The organism is Pseudomonas sp. MIS38 (genome assembly GCF_019891575.1).
GTDB lineage: Bacteria > Pseudomonadota > Gammaproteobacteria > Pseudomonadales > Pseudomonadaceae > Aquipseudomonas > Aquipseudomonas putida_A.
On sequence record NZ_JAFLXF010000013.1, the window covers coordinates 89,539 to 108,157 of the forward strand.

Annotated in this window: 15 protein-coding genes; 4 read left to right on the forward strand and 11 right to left on the reverse strand. The window is 60.5% G+C overall.

The features are described from left to right. The first annotated feature begins 114 nt into the window (after positions 1-114). Positions 115-1,440 carry an OprD family porin gene (locus J1G18_RS16360; RefSeq protein WP_135295439.1) on the forward strand — a complete coding sequence of 442 codons (1,326 nt, stop codon included), beginning with the start codon at positions 115-117 and terminating at the stop codon, positions 1,438-1,440. 180 nt (positions 1,441-1,620) lie between these two features. After that, on the forward strand, positions 1,621-2,805 hold the full coding sequence (locus J1G18_RS16365) for an acyltransferase family protein (RefSeq protein WP_223008069.1): 1,185 nt from the start codon (positions 1,621-1,623) through the stop codon (positions 2,803-2,805). A gap of 117 nt (positions 2,806-2,922) precedes the next feature. Here the strand turns inward: J1G18_RS16365 and J1G18_RS16370 are convergent, their stop codons facing one another. From J1G18_RS16370 to J1G18_RS16390, 5 genes are all read right to left on the reverse strand, one after another. Further along, positions 2,923-3,255, reverse strand: a complete 333-nt coding sequence (locus J1G18_RS16370) for a DUF2790 domain-containing protein (RefSeq protein ID WP_098968144.1) — start codon at positions 3,253-3,255, stop codon at positions 2,923-2,925. A 66-nt stretch (positions 3,256-3,321) separates the two neighbouring features. Then, entirely contained in the window at positions 3,322-3,522 is a 201-nt protein-coding gene (locus J1G18_RS16375; protein ID WP_134785998.1) for a co-regulatory protein PtrA N-terminal domain-containing protein, read from the reverse strand. Positions 3,523-3,734: 212 nt separating this feature from the next. Beyond that, a complete protein-coding gene (locus J1G18_RS16380; RefSeq protein ID WP_223008070.1) occupies positions 3,735-6,884 on the reverse strand; it encodes a CusA/CzcA family heavy metal efflux RND transporter in 3,150 nt (1,049 codons plus the stop codon). Between the two features lie 15 nt (positions 6,885-6,899). After that, on the reverse strand, positions 6,900-8,093 hold the full coding sequence (locus J1G18_RS16385; protein WP_223008071.1) for an efflux RND transporter periplasmic adaptor subunit: 1,194 nt from the start codon (positions 8,091-8,093) through the stop codon (positions 6,900-6,902). A 49-nt stretch (positions 8,094-8,142) separates the two neighbouring features. Further along, positions 8,143-9,390, reverse strand: a complete 1,248-nt coding sequence (locus tag J1G18_RS16390) for a TolC family protein (RefSeq protein WP_223008072.1) — start codon at positions 9,388-9,390, stop codon at positions 8,143-8,145. Positions 9,391-9,928: 538 nt separating this feature from the next. Between J1G18_RS16390 and J1G18_RS16395 the strand changes: the two genes are divergently transcribed. Further along, positions 9,929-10,603 carry a heavy metal response regulator transcription factor gene (locus tag J1G18_RS16395; RefSeq protein ID WP_027614650.1) on the forward strand — a complete coding sequence of 225 codons (675 nt, stop codon included), beginning with the start codon at positions 9,929-9,931 and terminating at the stop codon, positions 10,601-10,603. After that, positions 10,600-12,033, forward strand: coding sequence for a heavy metal sensor histidine kinase (locus tag J1G18_RS16400; RefSeq protein ID WP_223008073.1), 1,434 nt, complete (start codon positions 10,600-10,602; stop codon positions 12,031-12,033). The genes J1G18_RS16395 and J1G18_RS16400 overlap by 4 nt, the downstream gene beginning before the upstream one ends. 397 nt (positions 12,034-12,430) lie before the next feature. On the opposite strand, the gene J1G18_RS16405 is transcribed toward J1G18_RS16400, so the two are convergent. Genes J1G18_RS16405 through J1G18_RS16430 form a run of 6 tightly spaced genes read right to left on the reverse strand, consistent with a single transcriptional unit; the run spans position 12,431 to position 18,381 of the window. Beyond that, entirely contained in the window at positions 12,431-14,173 is a 1,743-nt protein-coding gene (locus J1G18_RS16405; RefSeq protein WP_098968138.1) for an ABC transporter substrate-binding protein, read from the reverse strand. 47 nt (positions 14,174-14,220) lie between these two features. Next, positions 14,221-14,493 (reverse strand): DUF2160 domain-containing protein, encoded by a 273-nt coding sequence (locus J1G18_RS16410; RefSeq protein ID WP_027614647.1) that lies wholly within the window; start codon positions 14,491-14,493, stop codon positions 14,221-14,223. Positions 14,494-14,503: 10 nt separating this feature from the next. Next, positions 14,504-15,304: a carbohydrate ABC transporter permease gene (locus tag J1G18_RS16415; RefSeq protein ID WP_223008074.1), complete on the reverse strand. Its 801-nt coding sequence runs from the start codon at positions 15,302-15,304 to the stop codon at positions 14,504-14,506. Between the two features lie 10 nt (positions 15,305-15,314). After that, positions 15,315-16,181 (reverse strand): carbohydrate ABC transporter permease, encoded by an 867-nt coding sequence (locus tag J1G18_RS16420; protein ID WP_007961995.1) that lies wholly within the window; start codon positions 16,179-16,181, stop codon positions 15,315-15,317. Beyond that, a complete protein-coding gene (locus J1G18_RS16425; RefSeq protein WP_223008075.1) occupies positions 16,178-17,287 on the reverse strand; it encodes an ABC transporter ATP-binding protein in 1,110 nt (369 codons plus the stop codon). The genes J1G18_RS16420 and J1G18_RS16425 overlap by 4 nt, the downstream gene beginning before the upstream one ends. Beyond that, the gene (locus tag J1G18_RS16430; RefSeq protein WP_095138884.1) at positions 17,287-18,381 is read right to left on the reverse strand and encodes an ABC transporter ATP-binding protein; all 1,095 of its coding nucleotides are present in this window, start codon (positions 18,379-18,381) and stop codon (positions 17,287-17,289) included. The genes J1G18_RS16425 and J1G18_RS16430 overlap by 1 nt, the downstream gene beginning before the upstream one ends. Between the last annotated feature and the right edge of the window lie 238 nt (positions 18,382-18,619).

Genomic DNA, 18,619 nt, shown 5'->3' on the forward strand with positions numbered 1-18,619 from the left:
ATCCGCAGCTTGCAACGATGTGACCCGGCGACCAATGCCGGCGGGCCCTGCCCCGCCGAACAATAAAACCACGCCGACGCACGTTCCCGTTCTGCCGAACCCAAGGAGTGTTTGATGGTTAACAATACAAAAATGTCGATGGCCGCTTTAGCGGTGGTGCTCGGCTCCGGGCCGTCCATGGTGTTTGCAGAAGACAAGCCCGAAGGCTTTGTCGAAGGCAGCAGCCTGACGGTGCTCAACCGCAACTTCTACTTCAATCGTGATCATCGCAACGGCCAGTCCAGCCCCACCGGCAACGGTTATTCCGAAGCCTGGGCGCATGCGGTGATCAGCAAGTTCGAATCCGGTTTCACCCAAGGCACCGTCGGGGTCGGTGTGGATGCATTTGCCATGCTCGGCTTGAAACTCGACACCGGTGACGGCCGCAACGGCGGGCGCAGTTCGTTCGATGTGCTGCCGGTCAACCGTGACGGCCAGGCGCGGGATGAATACACCAAGATCGGTGGCGCCGCCAAAGTGCGGGCCTTCGATACCGTGGTCAAGGTCGGTGATGTGTTCCCGGCCAACCCGGTGGTGGCCGCAGGTGATTCGCGCCTGCTGCCGGAAAGCTTTCGCGGTGTGACGGCGACCAACACCAGCATCGACGGTCTGTCGATTCAGGGCGGTCGTTTGCATGCGATGAGCCAACCGGTGTCCAGCGACATGCGCGAAAATTTCGCCACGTTCTACGCCGGCCCGGTCAATTCGCCGTGGATCGCTTATGGCGGGGGCGACTACGTGCTGAACAAGAACCTCAGTTTCAGCCTGTACTCCAGTCGTCTCAAGGATGCCTGGAATCAGTATTACGCCGGCACCGCTTGGACCTATCCGCTGGCGGACGACCTGTCGCTGTTCGGCGGCCTGAACTATTACAAGGCGGTCGACGAAGGCAAACAACTGCTTGGCCAGTTCGACAACAACATCTGGAGCGGCCGCGTCGGCGTGAAGCTCGGCGCCCATTCCGTCGCCCTCTCCCATCAGCGCAACAACGGCAACGACGACTTCGATTACCTGCGCCAGTCCGACTCGATCTTCCTCGACAACTCGATCCAGTACAGCGACTTCAACTCACCGAAGGAGCGTTCGTGGATGGTGCGCTACGACCTCGACATGAGCCCTTACGGCGTACCCGGTCTGTCGTTCATGACCCGTTACGCACGTGGCACCGACGCCGACTATTCCAACGCCAACGCCGTGTACATGCGCCGCGATGCCGAAGGCAATCCGCTGACCGACCAGAAGCGCTGGGAGCGCGACATCGAAGTCAAATACGTGGTGCAGAGCGGTTCGATGAAAGACCTGTCGCTGCGTTTGCGCCAGGCCACCACCCGTGCCACGGCGTTCGAGTCGGACCTGGATGAAGTGCGGGTGATCGTCGAGTATCCGTTGGCGATTCTCTGAGTTTCCCCGAGCAATACCATTCACCTTTAGAAGCTCCTTGCTCCTTTGGTCAGAGGTGAATTTTTTGGCGTCCTTCGGGGCGCCTTTTTTTGCGCTGAATAAACTCATCGTTTTCTTGACCGAACCGCAAGCCACCTGCCATCTTCGCCTGCGCTGACCAACAAGAATAACGAGGGACCGATGAGTAGCCGTAAGAACCTGGAAATCGAGTACTTGCGAGGGGCTGCTGTGGCCATGACCTTCTTGTGCCATGTCACCATGATGCTGCCGTTCCATACCGATACGCTGCTGAGAATATTCTCGATTTTCATGCCCTGGACCGGTGTCGACCTGTTCTTCTGCATTTCCGGTTTCGTGGTCAGCAAGGCCTATCTGGACCATTTCGACCAACAGCGCGCCCAAGGTCAGTCCGGTCTGGCAACTGCCTGTTTCTGGCTGCGCCGCGCCTATCGCCTGCTGCCCACAGCATGGCTCTGGATACTCATTCCGCTGTTGTTTTCCATTGTTTTCAACCAATCGAACGCCTTTGGTTCGTGGTACGACAATCTGCGCAGTTTCACCGCCGTCGCGACCTTCAGCGGCAATCTGGCGATGCATTACAACTCGCTGCTGGGCCCTAGCCCTCAATACTGGAGCCTGGCGCTCGAAGAGCAGTTTTACTTCGTGTTTCCGTTTTTTCTGCTGTTTGTCACTGCCCCGCGTTGGCGGATCATTGCCCTATTCGCACTGATTGCGTTGCAGTTCGGTATTGATCGAAACCCTTACGGCCAACCTGCGAGCATCCTCACGCACTTCCGTCTGGATGCAATGCTCTGGGGAATTCTCCTGTGCCTGTTCACCCGTACCCGCCTCTATCGGCAGATAGAACCGGTCGGGCTGGGTCAGGGGACGATCAAACCGCTGCTTTGCACGCTGTTCCTGCTGTACATGCTGGGTTCTGTCGCCATCCAGCTGATTGCCATGCCCATTGCTGTCGGCATCGTCGCGATGGTCGCGGTATTGATTGTCTGGCTGGCGAGTTATCAGAAAGGCTACATCTACTGCCCGGCGTTCATGCGCGGTCTCATGCAGTGGCTTGGCTCACGGTCGTATGGGCTCTACGTGATCCACGTGTTCACCAACCACCTGAGTACAGAGATCTGGACGCGTGTTGCCGCCAACCAAGGCGTGCCGCTGGATGGGCGTTTCACCCTTGAGCTGTTACTGACGTCGGTGGGTCTGCTGGTGCTGCTGAGCGAACTCAACTACCGCTTTATCGAAACGCCTCTGCGTCTGCGCGGCGCCGAGATTGCCCGACGCAAGTTGAACCAGGAATCGTCTCCGCTCCCGGCCGTTGTGGATGTCGAGCCATTGCCGACCAGGTAACCCTCCTCGAACACACAGGCTAGAGAGCTGACATCCGAAGGACAACCTGAAAACATGTGGGAAGGTTCTGCTTTTCCCACACAACTTTTAAATGCAGCTCCGGGGATCAGGTGTTGGTTAGCCACCACTGTTGCGGCACACGCCGGCCACGCTGTATCTGAGGGTGTTGAGCTGCCCTTGCGAGTCTTCGTAGGTCATAGCGGTAGGCACCACCGAGCAGGCAGGCTGCGGCTTCACCACGCTGACGATTTTCACCACGTCGAGCTTCATGCCGTATTCGTATTCCTTGACCACCGGCGCCGCTTTGCCGCGCTCGGCTGCGTATTGCTCCATGGCTTTGGCGTTGGCGCTGAAAGCACGTTCGAAAGTGCGATCGCCGCCGCCTTCAGCCAGTGCATTTACCGACATCGCCATGACGCCGGCGAAGGTCATCCATTTGATCAACTGCATGTTTACTCCTCCGTAAAAAAGCCCGGCATCGGCACACGACAACGGGCTTGTTCCAGTGCGCCGGGCTTACAGGTCTTTGGTCTTGTCGTCTTTCTTCTCGTTGACGACGACCGGGTCGCGGGCCTGTTCCTTGGTCACGAACAGCTCCACGGCGCGATCATTGGCGGTCATCATCCGGTCGAACGTGCGGTCACCGCCGCCTTCGGCCATGGCCAGGGACGACAGCATCAGGGCGGCTGCGAAGGTGCTCAGTTGGGCGAATTTCATGGTTGATTCCTCGTTTAAGTAGCTGACGGGATCAAGGTAACAAGGCGCACCTTTCGTGACGGTGGCGGGGGAATTACATATCCGTTATCTGCCGGATCAGTGCACGGAACCCGTGTGGGAGCGGGCTTGCTCGCGAAAGCGGTGTGTCATCCAACATTGATGTCGACTGACACGGCCTCTTCGCGAGCAAGCCCGCTCCCACAGGAGATCACCTACTCAGACGGTACGGTGTCCTCATCCCGGCGATGGGCGATCTGGTACAGCGCGGGCAAGATCAGCAACGTGAGAATCGTCGAGGACAGAATTCCGCCGATCACCACGGTTGCCAGCGGCCGCTGCACTTCAGCACCGGTGCCGGTTGCCAGCGCCATCGGAATAAACCCCAGCGACGCCACCAACGCGGTCATCAACACTGGCCGCAACCGCGTCAGCGCGCCGACGTTGATTGCCTCCGTCAGTGAGCGCCCTTCCTCGCGCAAATTGCGAATGAACGCGATCATCACCAAACCGTTGAGCACCGCCACCCCGGACAACGCGATAAACCCCACGCCAGCGGAAATCGACAACGGAATATCCCGCAGCCACAGCGCCATCACCCCGCCGGTCAGGGCAAACGGAATACCGGTAAACACCAGCAAGCCGTCCTTCAGATTGTTGAACATCATGAACAACAAGCCGAACACCAGAAGCAGCGCCACCGGCACGACTATCTGCAAGCGCTTGGCCGCCGATTGCAGTTGCTCGAACTGCCCGCCCCAACTGGTCCAATAACCGGCCGGCACCTGCACATCACGCTCGATCAGCGCACCCGCCTCGCTGACGAACGAGCCGATATCCCGCCCGCGCACGTTGGCGCTGACGATCACCAGGCGCTTGCCGTTTTCGCGGCTGACCTGGTTCGGCCCGAGCACCAGATCGAGGCTGGCGACGTCTTTCAGCGCGATAAACCCGATCTGATTCGCCGCACCGCTCAGCGCCGGCACCGGAATCAGCAACGCCGACAAGCCGTCGATGTCCTTGCGCATGGCATCGGACAAGCGCACCACCATGTCGAAACGCCGATCACCCTCATACAAGGTCCCAGCCTGACGCCCGCCCACTGCCACAGCGATGGTGTCCTGTACATCACCGACGTTGAGCCCGTAACGCGCCGCCTTGTCGCGGTCGATGTTGATGGTCAGCACCGGCAACCCGGTGGTCTGCTCGACTTTCACTTCAGAGGCGCCGTTGACCTTTTGCATCGCCGCCGCGATCTTCGCTGCCGTGGCGTTGAGCACGTCCATGTCATCGCCGAACACCTTCACTGCGACATCGCTGCGCACACCGGAGATCAGTTCGTTGAAGCGCAGTTGAATCGGCTGCGACAGTTCATAGTTGCTACCCGGCAACGTCGCGGCGGCTTGTTGCAACTCGGCCATCAGTGTTTCGCGGGACTTGTTCGGGTCTGGCCATTGATCCTTCGGTTTGAGCATCACGTAGCTGTCAGAGATGTTCGGCGGCATCGGATCGGAGGCGATTTCCGCCGTACCGGTGCGGGCGAACACCCTTTCAACCTCCGGCACTTTGGCCAGGATCAGCGTTTCCAGCCGCTGCTGCATGTCCACCGATTGCGTCAGGCTGGTGCCCGGCACGCGCAGCGCTTGCAGGGCAAAATCCCCCTCACTGAGGCTCGGTACAAACTCGCTGCCCATGCGGCTGGTGAGCACGCCGCTGAGCACGATCACGCCCAACGCCGCGCCCACGGCCACCGTGCGATGGGCCATGACCCAGGCCAGCGCCGGCGCATACACCCGACGTGCACCGCGCATCACCGCGCCCTCTTCTTCCTTGACCTTGCCGGTGACGAACAGCGCAATCGCTGCCGGCACAAAGGTCACCGACAGCAGCATCGCACCGAGCAACGCGATGACCACGGTGAACGCCATCGGGTGGAACATTTTCCCTTCGACGCCGCTCAACGCGAAGATCGGCAGATACACCACCATGATGATCAACTGGCCGAAAATCAGCGGTCGGCGCGCCTCCTTCGCCGCGGCAAAGACCTCCTTGAAACGCTCGGCGCGGGTCAACAAACGGCCGTGATGCTGCTGCGCATGCGCCAGACGACGCAGGGTGTTTTCGACGATCACCACCGCGCCGTCGACGATGATCCCGAAGTCCAGCGCGCCGAGGCTCATCAGGTTGGCGCTGACTTTGTTGCTGAACATGCCAGTGAAGGTGAACAGCATCGACAGCGGAATCACCATCGCCGTAATCAGCGCGGCGCGGATGTTGCCGAGGAACAGGAACAGAATCGCGATCACCAGAATCGCGCCTTCGATCAGGTTCTTTTTCACCGTGGCGATGGCTTTGTCGACCAGGTGCGTGCGGTCGTACACCGGCACGGCGATCACGCCTTGCGGCAGGGATTTATTGATCTGTTCCAGCTTGCTGGCCACCGCTTGCGAAACGGTGCGGCTGTTCTCGCCGATCAACATGAACACCGTACCCAGCACCACTTCGCGACCGTTTTCTGTGGCCGCACCGCTGCGCAACTCACGACCGATTTCCACCGTGGCGACGTTCTTCACCCGGATCGGCGTGCCATCGACATTGGCCATGACGATGTTGGCGATGTCCTCGGTGCTCGCCACTTGCCCCGGTGCGCGGATCAGCAACTGCTCGCCGCTGCGCTCGATGTAGCCGGCGCCGACGTTGGCGTTGTTGCGCTCCAGCGCGGTGATCAGATCGGTAAGCGTGAGCTTGTACGCGGCGAGGCGTTTCGGGTCCGGCGCGATCTGGTATTCCTTGGCAAACCCGCCGATGGTGTTGATCTCGGCAACGCCCGGTACGTTGCGCAATTGCGGCTTGATGATCCAGTCCTGAATCACCCGCAGATCGGTCGGCGTGTAGGCGCTGCCGTCGTCCTTCAGCGCGCCCTCCTGGGCTTCCACCGTCCACAGAAAGATCTCGCCGAGGCCGGTGGAGATTGGCCCCATCACTGCTTCCGCGCCTTCAGGCAATTGCTCCCTGGCGATCTGCAGACGCTCGTTGACCAGTTGGCGAGCGAAGAACAGGTCGGTGCCGTCCTTGAAGATCACCGTGACCTGTGACAGGCCCGAGCGCGACAGCGAACGGGTCTGCTCCAGCGCCGGCAAACCGGCCATCGCGGTTTCAATCGGGAAGGTGATGCGCTGCTCGGTCTCAAGCGGCGAGAACCCGGCGGCGCCGGTGTTGATCTGCACCTGGACGTTGGTGATGTCGGGCACGGCGTCGATCGGCAGCTTTTGATAACTGGCGACGCCGAGGCCGGCCATGAGCAGAACGGCGAGCAGCACGATGATGCGCTGCTCGATGGCAAACTGGATCAGGCGTTCGAACATGGTGACCTTCCAGAATTAATGACTGTGCTCGGCTGAGGCTTTGCCCAGCTCCGACTTGAGGACGAAGCTGCCGGCGCTGGCGACTTGCACGCCCGGTTCCAGCCCTTGAGTGACTTCCACGTGGCCGGCGGCGCGGCTGCCCAGCTCGACGGCCTGCGCCTTGAAACCGTCATCGGTGCGCACGAACACCGTGGGTTTGTCCTCGACGGTCTGGATCGCGGTTTCCGGCACGGCGACTTTGGCCTGGCGGCTCTCGGTGGCGACCAGTGCGGTGACGAACAGCCCCGGACGCCATGAGCCCTGCGGGTTTTCCAGCGTCACGCGCACGGTCGCGGTGCGGGTCTGTTCGCCGAGCAGGCTGCCGACGTACGCCACGCTGCCGGTCACTTCGGCCTTTAACTCAGGCGCGCTGACAGTCACCGGTTTGCCCACCTGCACTTTGGTCAGATCCTTGGGCGAGACACCGAACGTGACCCACACCCGCGACAGATCCGAGAGGGTGAATGCGGCAGTGGTTTCATCGACCACCTCGCCCGGTGTCAGGTGTTTTTCCACCACCACACCGTCGAACGGTGCGCGCAGTTCGTAGCGATTGCCGCCGGTGGCGACCACGCTGCCGCTGAGTACGCTGATTTTCTGCCGGGCGTTGTTCATGGCGATTTCCGCCTCTTCCAACGCCTGCCTGGCCTGGAGGAAATCCTGCTCGGCGGAGATCTTGTCCTGCCAGAGCTTTTTCTCGCGTTCGTAGGTGGTGCGCGCCAACGCCAAGCGACGTTGCGCGGCGGCCTGCTCGCTGCGCTGATCGGAAATCTGCTGACTGGCGATCACCGCCAGCAACTGGCCCTTCTTCACCGGTTGCCCGAGGTTGACCGCCACCGACTCGACCACCCCCGGCACGCGCGGCACGACGTGCGCCGTGCGGTCCTCGTCGAAGCGCACTTCGCCGGGGAACGACAGGCCGAGACTGATGCTCTGCGCCCGCGCCTCGGCCAGTTGAATGCCTGCGGCGGCGATCTGCTCGGCGCTCAATTCGATGTGGCCTTCTTCGGCATGTTCGCCTTCGGCGGCAGCGCCCTCCTCGGCGTGATCGGCGTGTTCGGAGGCCTCATCAGCATGCGCGTCGATATTTGAATTGGCCGGCCACATCGAACCGAGGCCAATGCCCAGCGCCAAGGTCGCCACCGCGACCACCATCAGTTTTTTATCCATGGAAACTCCTCTGCGCCGTGCCATCGCGCAGTTGTCTGAAAAGTGAAATTCAAGGGCTGACGCTGAGGTCGCCGTAGATCCGTTCGAGGCGCACGCGGGCGTCGGTCGCCTCGCTGACGGCCTGGATGTATTGGCTGCGCGCAGCGATCAGGGTGCGTTGGGCATCGAGTACGTCGAGGAAACCGAACTTGCCCATTTCGAAACCGCGCGTGGCGCTGTCCACTGCGCTTTGTGCGGCAGGCAGGATGGTCTGGTTGAACGCGTTGACTTCGCCGTTGGCGGTCTGCCATTGCTCAAGGCTGGTCTGGACTTCGGTGCGCAAACGCAGCTCGGTGGCGTTGCGCAGATCCCGCGCCTGATCGGTGCGGCGTGCGGCGGCGAGCACGTTGCCCTGATTGCGGTTGAACAGCGGAATCGGCATCGACAGCCCGACCACGTTGACCCGTTCGCGCTCGGTTTCGCTGTACTGACTGCCGATGCTCACGGTCAGATCGGGAATGCGCTGCGACTTTTCCAGGCCCAACGAGGCTTCGCGCTGATCGATCTGCAGCTCCGCCAGACGCAGCTCGGCAGTCTGGTTCAGACGCTCAAGCAAACGGCCGGGCGGCGGCAGCGTGGCGAGGTTCTGTGTGCCGGGTTGCACGTTGGTCGAAGTCGGCAACGGTGCGCCCATGACCTGCGCCAGTTGCTGATAGGCGTTGGCCTGATCGCGCTCGGCGCGGCTCACCTCCAGGCGCACTTCCGAGAGCTGCACTTGCGCCCGCGTGCCTTCGACCGGCGACGATTTACCGGCCTCGATCCGCCCCTGAGCAACGCGCACACCGTGCTCGGCCAGTTGCAGCGACTGGCGCGCCAGCTGCAAGCGTTGCTGCGCGGTTTGCGTGCTGTTGAACGCTTGAATCACATCGGCGCGCAAGGCATTGCGCTTGCGCTCCAGCTCGATGCCGGCGGCGTCCTGCGCACGCCTGGCGACATCGATGCGCGCGCCGCGTTTGCCGCCCAGTTCAATCGGCTGACTGAGCATCACCGTGGTGGTGCGCGAGTTGCGCCGGGTGTCTTCGGCCTCCCACGACACCTCGGGATTGGGGATCAGCCCGGCCTGCTGGCGATCGCCCTCGGCAATACCGATTTCCCATTGCGCGGCAGCGAGATCGGGGTTGCCGGCGAAGGCACTTTGCAGCGCCTGATCCAGTGTCAGGGTCGATGCGCTGGCCAGGCTGCTGCACGCCAGCAACAAGAGGCCGCTGGCGGTTTTGTTCAGGCGTGATCGCGCCGTCAGTTCGATTAAACCGGGCAATGGAGGACTTCCTTTAATTCAGGATTTTTCGATGCCGCCACGTTAGGGTTTTGAACTTATCGACAAGGTGACTGGAACATTACAAATCCGTTATCCACGGTTTGGCAAAGTTGTTTTGTTCTAGGATGCGAAGTGCAATCGGCTTTGCCGCAATACATAGAAACAAATACTCGGTAGTTAACTGCTGAACAGTACTTGTCGGAATCAAACTTACGAGAATCACGTGGTCCGCGCTGCGGCGGACTGTCGCACAGCCCCGGTTTAAAGCATTGGGTTGTTGACCCTGTAGCCGCTACAACCTTTATCGTTGCGGACATCCCCTCACCCCAGCCCTCTCCCGGGGGGAGAGGGGGCCGACCGAAGTGTCTCGGGTTTTTTATCGACCTGTTACATCAAGTCGATTATGGATTCAGTAAAGTTTTTTCACGTTGGCGTAGTTCTGAAATATCCCGCATTCAGTCCCCTCTCCCTCGGGGAGAGGGTTAGGGTGAGGGGTTGCCTTAATTAGATATCCATTAAATAAAAGTGGTGATAGATCATGCGAATCCTTGTCGTCGAGGACGAGCTTAAAGCTGCCGAATACTTGCATCAGGGTTTGACCGAAAGTGGTTATATCGTTGATCACGCCGCCACCGGTGCCGATGGATTGCATCTGGCGCAACAGCAGGCGTATGACCTGATCATTCTCGACGTGAACTTGCCGGAACTGGACGGCTGGGGCGTGCTGGAGCAACTGCGCCGCACCCACTCGACGCGGGTGATGATGCTCACCGCGCGCGGGCGGCTGGCGGACAAGATTCGTGGTCTGGATCTGGGCGCCGACGACTACCTGGTCAAGCCGTTCGAGTTTCCCGAACTGCTGGCGCGGGTGCGCACCCTGATGCGCCGCAGCGAAAACATACCGGTGCCGCAGGTGTTGAAAGTCGCCGATCTGGAGCTTGATCCGGGCCGGCATCGGGCGTTTCGGGGTGCGCAGCGCATCGACCTGACCACCAAGGAATTCGCCCTGCTGCACTTGTTGATGCGCCAGTCCGGCGAGGTGCTGACCCGTACGCAGATCATTTCGCTGGTGTGGGACATGAATTTCGACTGCGACACCAACGTGGTCGAAGTGTCGATCCGGCGCTTGCGGGCGAAGATCGATGACCCGTTCGACAACAAGCTGATCCACACCCTGCGCGGTGTCGGCTATGTGCTGGAGGCGCGAGAATGAGGCCGGCCAGCCTGTCGATGCGCCTCGGTCTGACGGTAAGTATTCTCGGCGCGCTGTTGGTGGTATTCCTGGCGATCCTCGCCTATTTCGCCCTGACCCATGAGCTGAATGCGCTGTCCCGCGACAGCCTGCAAAAGAAGATGGCGCAGGTGGAGCACAGCCTGTCGCTGTATGTCGACGCCAATGAGGTCAGTGGCAAGCCGCACATTCTGCTCGATCAGGTCATGGGCCACGACAACCTGACGCTGACGATTTATGACCGCTCGAACCTGCGTACGCCGCTGCTCAAATCCGGCTCGGGACTCAAGGATCCACGCGCCGAATTGCGCGCAGTGCGAACCACCACCGAACAATTGGCCTATAGCGACAGCATCGATGACGAGGGTGCGAAGTTCCTTACCGCGTCGAAGCTGATTCGGCTCAAGGACGGCAGCAGCGTGCCGGTGCTGCTGTCGATGGACAACGCGCACGATCAGGCGCTGCTCAGCGCCTATCTGCGCTCGACGCTGATTGCCTTGCCGCTGTTGCTGGTGTTCATCGGCCTGACGGCGTGGGGCGCGGTGCAGCGTGGATTGGCGCCGCTGCGCGAGTTTCGCAAAGTGGCGGCGATGGTCTCGACGCAGGACCTGGAGCATCGGCTGTCGGTGGTGAACATGCCGCAGGAGTTGAGCGAACTGGCGCAGGGCATCAACTTCATGCTGCATCGCCTCGATGCCGGGGTGCAGCAGTTGTCACAGTTCTCCGATGACCTGGCGCATGAACTGCGCACGCCGATCAACAACCTGATGGGCAAGGCCCAGGTGACGCTGTCGCGCGAGCGCACGAGCGAGGAATACCAGGACGTTCTGGTGTCGTGCACCGAGGAGCTGGAGCGCGTGGCGCGGATTGTTTCCGACATGCTGTTTTTGGCGCAGGTCAGTCATCCGTCGGCACTGGCGCCGTTTGAATCGGTGGCGCTGGAGGAGGAAGCGGCGAAGGTCGCGGAGATGTTTTCGCTGGCGGCGCAGGACAAGCAGATTCATTTGAATGTTGTTGGCAGCGCATCGGTGTTGGGCGATCGGCTGATGATCCAGCGGGCGATTTCCAATCTGCTGTCGAATGCGCTGCGTCATTGCCCGAACGGCAAAACCATCACCTTGCTGATCGAGCAAGGCGCAACGCAGGCTTCACTGCTGGTGAGCAATCCCGGCGCCGGCATCGAGGCGCAACATCTGCCGCATCTGTTCGACCGCTTCTACCGCGTCGACAGCGCCCGCTCGCGCTCACAGGGCAGCACCGGGCTGGGGCTGGCGATCGTGCGCTCGATCATGAGCCTGCATCAGGGGGTAGCGGAGGTGAAGAGCTTGCCAGGTGTCATGACCGTGTTCCGCCTCGGTTTTCCTGCGGCGACACCCATGGCCCCATCGCTTGCAGGCAAGCTCCCACAGTGATTTGCGGGGTACTCAGGTTTTGTGACCACCACTGAAACCTGTAGGCCTTCACCTGCTCGCGATGGCGGTGGATCCTGCAACATCTGCACTGCCTGATACTGAGCCTTCGCGAGCAAGCTCGCTCCCACAGGGACAGTAGTCATTCACAAAATGTGTGGACACCGCCAAAACCTGTGGGAGCGAGCTTGCTCGCGAAAGCGTCGGATCAGGCGATATCCATGTTGAATGTCAGAAAGCAATCGCTTGCAGGCAAGCTCCCACAGTGGTTTCGGGTGCACACTGAATTTGTAAGCAACACAGAACCCTGTGGGAGCGTGGCTTGCTCGCGAAAGCGGTAGATCAGGCAACAAAAAAAACGGCACCTCACGGTGCCGTTTTGCTTTTCACACATCAACCATCACTTACGCGCATCCGCCCACGATTTCAGCAGTTCGTTGTAGCTCACGGTCTCGCCCTGCGGCTTCTCGTTGGCCAGTTTTGGTTTTGGTGCGCCCGGTTGGTCGAACCAGTATTGCGCGTCGCGTTCCGGGTTCATTTTCGGGGCGCATACTGCTTGCGCCTTGGAGCGTTCGAGGCGGGTCATGATTGCGTCCTGATCCTTGGCCAGGCCGTCCAGCGCCTGTTGCGGAGTCTTCTCGCCGCTGGCCGCTTCGGCGATGTGGCTCCACCACAATTGCGCCAGGCGCGGATAGTCCGGCACGTTGGTGCCGGTCGGGGTCCATTGCACGCGGGCCGGGCTGCGGTAGAACTCGACCAGGCCACCGAGTTTCGGCGCCAGATCGGTCATCGCCTGCGAGTTGATGTCCGACTCGCGGATCGGCGTCAGGCCGACGATGGTTTTCTTCAGCGACACGGTTTTCGAAGTGACGAACTGCGCGTACAGCCACGCCGCCAACTTCTGTTTCTCAGGGGTGGATTTCATGAATGTCCACGAACCCACGTCCTGATACCCGAGCTTCATGCCCTCTTCCCAATACGGCCCGCGCGGCGACGGCGCCATGCGCCATTTCGGCGTGCCGTCGGCGTTGACCACCGGCAGGCCCGGTTTGGTCATGTCGGCGGTGAACGCGGTGTACCAGAAGATCTGCTGGGCGATGTTGCCTTGCGACGGCACCGGGCCGGACTCGGAGAAGGTCATGCCCGCCGCTTCCGGTGGCGCGTAGGCCTTGAGCCAGTCGACGTATTTCTGCGTCGCGAACACCGCCGCCGGGCCGTTGGTGTCGCCGCCGCGGGTCACGCTGGAGCCGACCGGGTGGCAGTCCTCGACGCGAATCCCCCACTCGTCCACCGGCAAGCCGTTGGGCAGGCCCTTGTCGCCGCCACCGGCCATGGAAAACCAGGCATCGGTGAAACGCCAGCCCAGCGACGGGTCTTTCTTACCGTAGTCCATGTGTCCGTAGACGCGTTTGCCGTCGATCTCCTTGACGTCTTCGCTGAAGAATTTGGCGATGTCTTCATAGGCCGACCAGTTCACCGGCACGCCCAATTCGTAGCCGTACTTTTCCTTGAACTTGGCTTTCAGATCGGCGCGTTCGAACCAGTCGGCGCGGAACCAGTACAGGTTGGCGAACTGTTGGTCGGGCAGTTGATAGATCTTGCCGTCCGGCGCGGTAGTGAACGAGATGCCGATGAAGTCCTTGATGTCGAGGGTCGGCGAGGTGAAGTTCTTGCCTTCGTTGGCCATCAGGTCGGTGATCGATTCGGTCTTGCCGTAGCGAAAGTGCGTACCGATCAGGTCCGAGTCGTTGACCCAGCCGTCGTAGATGTTCTTGTCCGACTGCATCACCGTCTGCATTTTTTCCACCACATCGCCTTCTTGCAGCAGGTCGTGGGTGAGCTTGATCCCGGTGATTTCGGTGAACGCCTTGGCCAGCACCTTGGACTCGTATTCGTGGGTGGTCAGGGTCTCGGAAACCACTTTGATTTCCATGCCGCGAAACGGCTCGGCGGCCTTGATGAACCACTTCAATTCTTCGAGTTGCTGATCGGCCGTCAGGGTCGACGGCTTGAATTCACTGCCGATCCATTTTTTCGCAGCGTCTTCGTAGGCATCGGCCCAGGCAGATGCGCTCAAACCGCTGAGTGCCAGCAAGGCTGCCAATGAAATGCTATGTCGCAGCTTATTGTTTTTGTCGAACATAGAGACCTCCAGTTTGAGTTACGGAGCACGATTGCCGAGCGACTCGACTAGCCCCAGCGCATCACAACCAACAGCCACACCAGAGACAGCGCGGACGCCACCCAGATGCTCCAGTCGGTGACGCCGATTACCAGCAGATGCAGGTAGGCGCTGCCGAGAAGACCGATGAACAAGCGATCGCCACGGGTGGTGGCAATCGGCAGAAAACCGCGTCGCAGGATGCTTGGCGAGCGCAATTCCCAAGTGGTCATGCCCACCAGCAACAGGCCGATGGCGATAAAGAACCCCGCCGTGGGGGTAGTCCAGCTCATCCATTCCATCATGCGTTCCTCAGACCCGACCGAGGGCAAAGCCCTTGGCCACGTGGTTGCGAACAAACCAGATCACCAGCATGCCCGGGAGGATGGTCAACACCCCCGCCGCCGCCAGCACGCCCCAGTCGATGCCCGAAGCGGAAACCGTGCGGGTCATCACCGCGGCAATCGGCTTGGCGTTGACCGAAGTCAGCGTGCGCGCCAGCAGCAGTTCGACCCAGGAAAACATGAAGCAGAAAAACGCCGTCACACCGATGCCGGAGCCGATCAGCGGGATGAAAATCTTCACGAAGAACTTGGGAAAGCTGTAGCCGTCGATGTACGCGGTTTCGTCGATTTCCTTGGGCACCCCGGATATGAAACCTTCAAGAATCCACACCGCCAGCGGCACGTTGAACAGGCAGTGCGCCAAGGCCACGGCGATGTGCGTGTCGAACAGCCCAATCGACGAATACAGCTGGAAGAACGGCAACAGAAACACCGCCGGTGGCGCCATGCGGTTGGTCAGCAGCCAGAAGAACAGGTGCTTGTCGCCGAGGAAGCGATAGCGCGAAAACGCGTACGCCGCCGGCAGCGCCACACTCAGCGAGATCACCGTGTTCAGGCTGACGTAATACAGCGAATTGAGATAACCGGTGTACCAGCTCGGATCGGTGAAAATCACCTTGTAGTTGTGCCAGGTGAAATCCTGGGGGAACAGGGTCAACCCGCCGAGAATTTCGGTGTTGCTCTTGAACGACATGTTCAGCAGCCAGTAGATCGGCACCAGCAGAAACAGGATGTACACCAGCAGCGGAATCAGCTTTCTCTTGCTCATGGCCGGGCCCTCAGCGGTTGGCGTCGGAATGGGTCATGGCGGTGTAGAACAGCCACGAAACCAGCAGGATGATCAGGAAGTACACCAGCGAAAACGCCGCCGCCGGCCCCAGATCGAATTGGCCGACCGCCATCTGCGTCAGCGTCTGACTGAGGAAGGTCGTGGCATTGCCCGGCCCGCCACCGGTGAGCACAAACGGCTCGGTGTAGATCATGAAACTGTCCATGAAACGCAGCATCACCGCGATCAGCAGCACGCTTTTCAACTTCGGTAACTGAATATGGCGGAACACTGCCCACGCCGAGGCGCGGTCGATTCGCGCCGCCTGGTAATACACGTCGGGAATCGCCCGCAACCCGGAAAAACACAGCAGCGCCACCAGCGAAGTCCAGTGCCAGACGTCCATCACCAGCACCGTCACCCAGGCGTCCATGGTGTTGGCCGCGTAGTTGTAACTGATGCCCAGCGCATTCAGGCTCGACCCCAGCAGACCAATGTCGGCACGCCCGAAAATCTGCCAGATGGTGCCCACCACGTTCCATGGGATCAGCAGCGGAATCGCCAGGATGATCAGCACCACCGACGACCAGCGGCCCTTGGTCGGCATGGTCAGGGCGACGGCGATACCCAACGGAATTTCGATCAGCAGCACGCAGGCCGAGTAGATGAATTGGCGCAGCAGCGAGTCATGCAGACGCGGGTCGAGCAGCACCTGCTTGTACCAGTCGGCGCCGACAAAGTAGCGGCTGGACTGGTCGAAGATGTCCTGCACTGAATAGTTGACCACGGTCATCATCGGGATCACCGCACTGAACGCAACCAGCAGAAATACCGGCAACACCAGCCACCAGGCCTTGTTGTTCTGCACCTTGTTCATGGCTGCACCTCTTCATCGGCTTCAAGCAGAAACTCATCGGCATAGACCATCAGCCACTGTGCCGGAAAACTGATGTACGCCGTGCCCTGCGGCACCGGTTTGTCTTCGGCCAGACGCACCTTCAGCGGCGCGCCATCGAGGTCGAGGGTGAGGATCTTGTAGGTGCCGAGGTCTTCGACGTGAACCACCCGCGCCTGCATCGCCTCGTCAAACGGCTCGTCCCAGACATGGATGAACTCCGGGCGGATGCCGACCTTCAGATTTTTCCACTGACCATGTTCGATATGCCGTTGCAAGGCGTCGGACAGTGGCAAGTGCGTCGAAGCGAAACCGACCCCGCCCGGCTGCGGCTGCACCTCGATCAGATTCATCCCCGGGCTGCCGATGAAGTAGCCGACAAAGGTATGGCTCGGCCGCTCGAACAATTCCCGTGGCGTGCCGAACTGCACGATCTGTCCGCCGTACATCACCGCGATCTTGTCGGCGAAGGTAGAGGCCTCCAGTTGATCGTGAGTGACGTAGACCATGGTGATGTTGAACTGCTCGTGGATCTGCTTGAGCTTGCGCCGCAGTTTCCACTTCAGGTGCGGGTCGATCACCGTTAGCGGCTCGTCGAACAGGATTGCGGAAACGTCGTCGCGCACCAGGCCACGGCCCATGGAGACTTTCTGTTTTTCGTCGGCGGTGAGGTTGCGCGCCTTCTTGCTCAGCAGGTTTTGCAGGTCGAGGACTTCGGCGATTTCCTGCACCTTGCTGAGCACTTTCGCCTCGGCCATGCCCTGATTGCGCAGGGGGAAGGCAAGGTTGTCGAACACGCTCATGGTGTCGTAGACCACCGGGAACTGGAACACCTGAGCGATGTTACGCTTCTCCGGGGTCAGGTCGTTGACCGCTTTGCCATCGAACAGCACATGCCCTTGCGAGGGGCTGAGCAGGCCGGAAATGATGTTGAGCAAGGTCGACTTGCCGCAACCCGAAGGGCCTAGCAAGGCATACGCGCCGCCCTGCTCCCAAATGTGATCCATCTCGCGGATCGCGTAATCGTCAGGCCCGCTCGGCTGCTTGCTGTAGCTGTGGGCGAGGTGCTGCAAACGGATTTCGGCCATCAGGCAACCCTCGCGACACGTTGACCCGGTGCCTGCACCAGACGGCCCTGCGCATCGAACACGAACAGTTTGTGGGTCGGGATGTAGATGCGGATCGGCGCATCGACGTCGTATTCGTGAACCCCCGGCAGGTGCAGCACCAGCAGGAAATGCTCGTTGCGCACGTGCAGGAAGGTTTCCGAGCCGCTGATCTCCGCCACTTCGACGGTGACTGCCAGTTCCAAATCGTCATCGTTGCTCGGCACCAGCGAGATATGGCTGGGGCGCACGCCAAAGCGGAACTCGCCCTCACCCACCGGGCGCAGGTCGACGTTCAACGGGAAGTGCACGAAGTTGGCGAAGCTGACTTCGTTGCCGGCGATGCGCCCGGGCATCAGGTTGATCGGCGGCTCGGAGAACAACTCCGCCGCCAGCACGGTTTGCGGCTGGTGGTAGACCGAGGTCGATGGGCCGCTCTGGATCACCCGGCCCTCGTGCAGAATCGTCGTGGTGCCGCCCAGCGCCAACGCTTCGTTGGGTTCAGTGGTGGCGTAGATCGCGATGGTGTGGCGCAGCTTGAACAGCTCGCGCATTTCCTGGCGCAGTTCTTCGCGCAGCTTGTAGTCGAGGTTGACCAGCGGCTCGTCGAACAGGATCAACTCGGCATCCTTGACCAACGCCCGGGCCATCGCCGTGCGCTGCTGTTGGCCGCCGGACAGCTCCAGCGGATAGCGCTGCAGGAACTTCTCGATGCGCAGCATCTTCGCGGTTTCCAGCACTTTGCTATGGATGATTTCTTTGGAAACACCGGCCTGACGCAGCGGCGAGGCGATGTTCTCGAACACGGTCATGGTCGGGTAATTGATGAACTGCTGATAAACCATCGACACGTTGCGCAGGCGCACCGGGCGCTGGGTGACGTCGACGCCGTTCATCAGGATCCGGCCGCTGTCGGGCTTGTCCAGGCCTGCCATCAGGCGCATCAGGCTGGTCTTGCCGGACAGCGTGCGGCCGAGCAGAACGTTGAAAGATCCGGGTTCGAATTTCAGGCAGGCATCGTCGATCCAGGTCTGGCCCTCGACGGTGCGGCTGACGTGCTCCAGGGTGAGTGACATGGCTCGGCCTTTTTATTATTGGAGTCAAGCGACCTATGCAGCAGAGCGACATTCGTGCCAGAAATGGCAAGTGGTTGATTTGTCGTGAAAAGGGCTGAAAACGCGGGGATCAGGCGTTCATTGCTGAACACATTTGAACAGCTGGGCGATTGACAATGAACAATAGTGAACAACACTCTATGAACTCATTTCGGTGAACACCGGAGATCCTGTGGGAGCGAGCTTGCTCGCGAATGCG

Coding starts and splice junctions, on each gene's coding strand:
- J1G18_RS16360 (WP_135295439.1), top strand. CDS start 115: ATGGTTAACAATACAAAAATGTCGATGGCCGCTTTAGCGGTGGTGCTC.
- J1G18_RS16365 (WP_223008069.1), top strand. CDS start 1,621: ATGAGTAGCCGTAAGAACCTGGAAATCGAGTACTTGCGAGGGGCTGCT.
- J1G18_RS16370 (WP_098968144.1), bottom strand. CDS start 3,255: ATGCAGTTGATCAAATGGATGACCTTCGCCGGCGTCATGGCGATGTCG.
- J1G18_RS16375 (WP_134785998.1), bottom strand. CDS start 3,522: ATGAAATTCGCCCAACTGAGCACCTTCGCAGCCGCCCTGATGCTGTCG.
- J1G18_RS16380 (WP_223008070.1), bottom strand. CDS start 6,884: ATGTTCGAACGCCTGATCCAGTTTGCCATCGAGCAGCGCATCATCGTG.
- J1G18_RS16385 (WP_223008071.1), bottom strand. CDS start 8,093: ATGGATAAAAAACTGATGGTGGTCGCGGTGGCGACCTTGGCGCTGGGC.
- J1G18_RS16395 (WP_027614650.1), top strand. CDS start 9,929: ATGCGAATCCTTGTCGTCGAGGACGAGCTTAAAGCTGCCGAATACTTG.
- J1G18_RS16400 (WP_223008073.1), top strand. CDS start 10,600: ATGAGGCCGGCCAGCCTGTCGATGCGCCTCGGTCTGACGGTAAGTATT.
- J1G18_RS16405 (WP_098968138.1), bottom strand. CDS start 14,173: ATGTTCGACAAAAACAATAAGCTGCGACATAGCATTTCATTGGCAGCC.
- J1G18_RS16410 (WP_027614647.1), bottom strand. CDS start 14,493: ATGGAATGGATGAGCTGGACTACCCCCACGGCGGGGTTCTTTATCGCC.
- J1G18_RS16415 (WP_223008074.1), bottom strand. CDS start 15,304: ATGAGCAAGAGAAAGCTGATTCCGCTGCTGGTGTACATCCTGTTTCTG.
- J1G18_RS16420 (WP_007961995.1), bottom strand. CDS start 16,181: ATGAACAAGGTGCAGAACAACAAGGCCTGGTGGCTGGTGTTGCCGGTA.
- J1G18_RS16425 (WP_223008075.1), bottom strand. CDS start 17,287: ATGGCCGAAATCCGTTTGCAGCACCTCGCCCACAGCTACAGCAAGCAG.
- J1G18_RS16430 (WP_095138884.1), bottom strand. CDS start 18,381: ATGTCACTCACCCTGGAGCACGTCAGCCGCACCGTCGAGGGCCAGACC.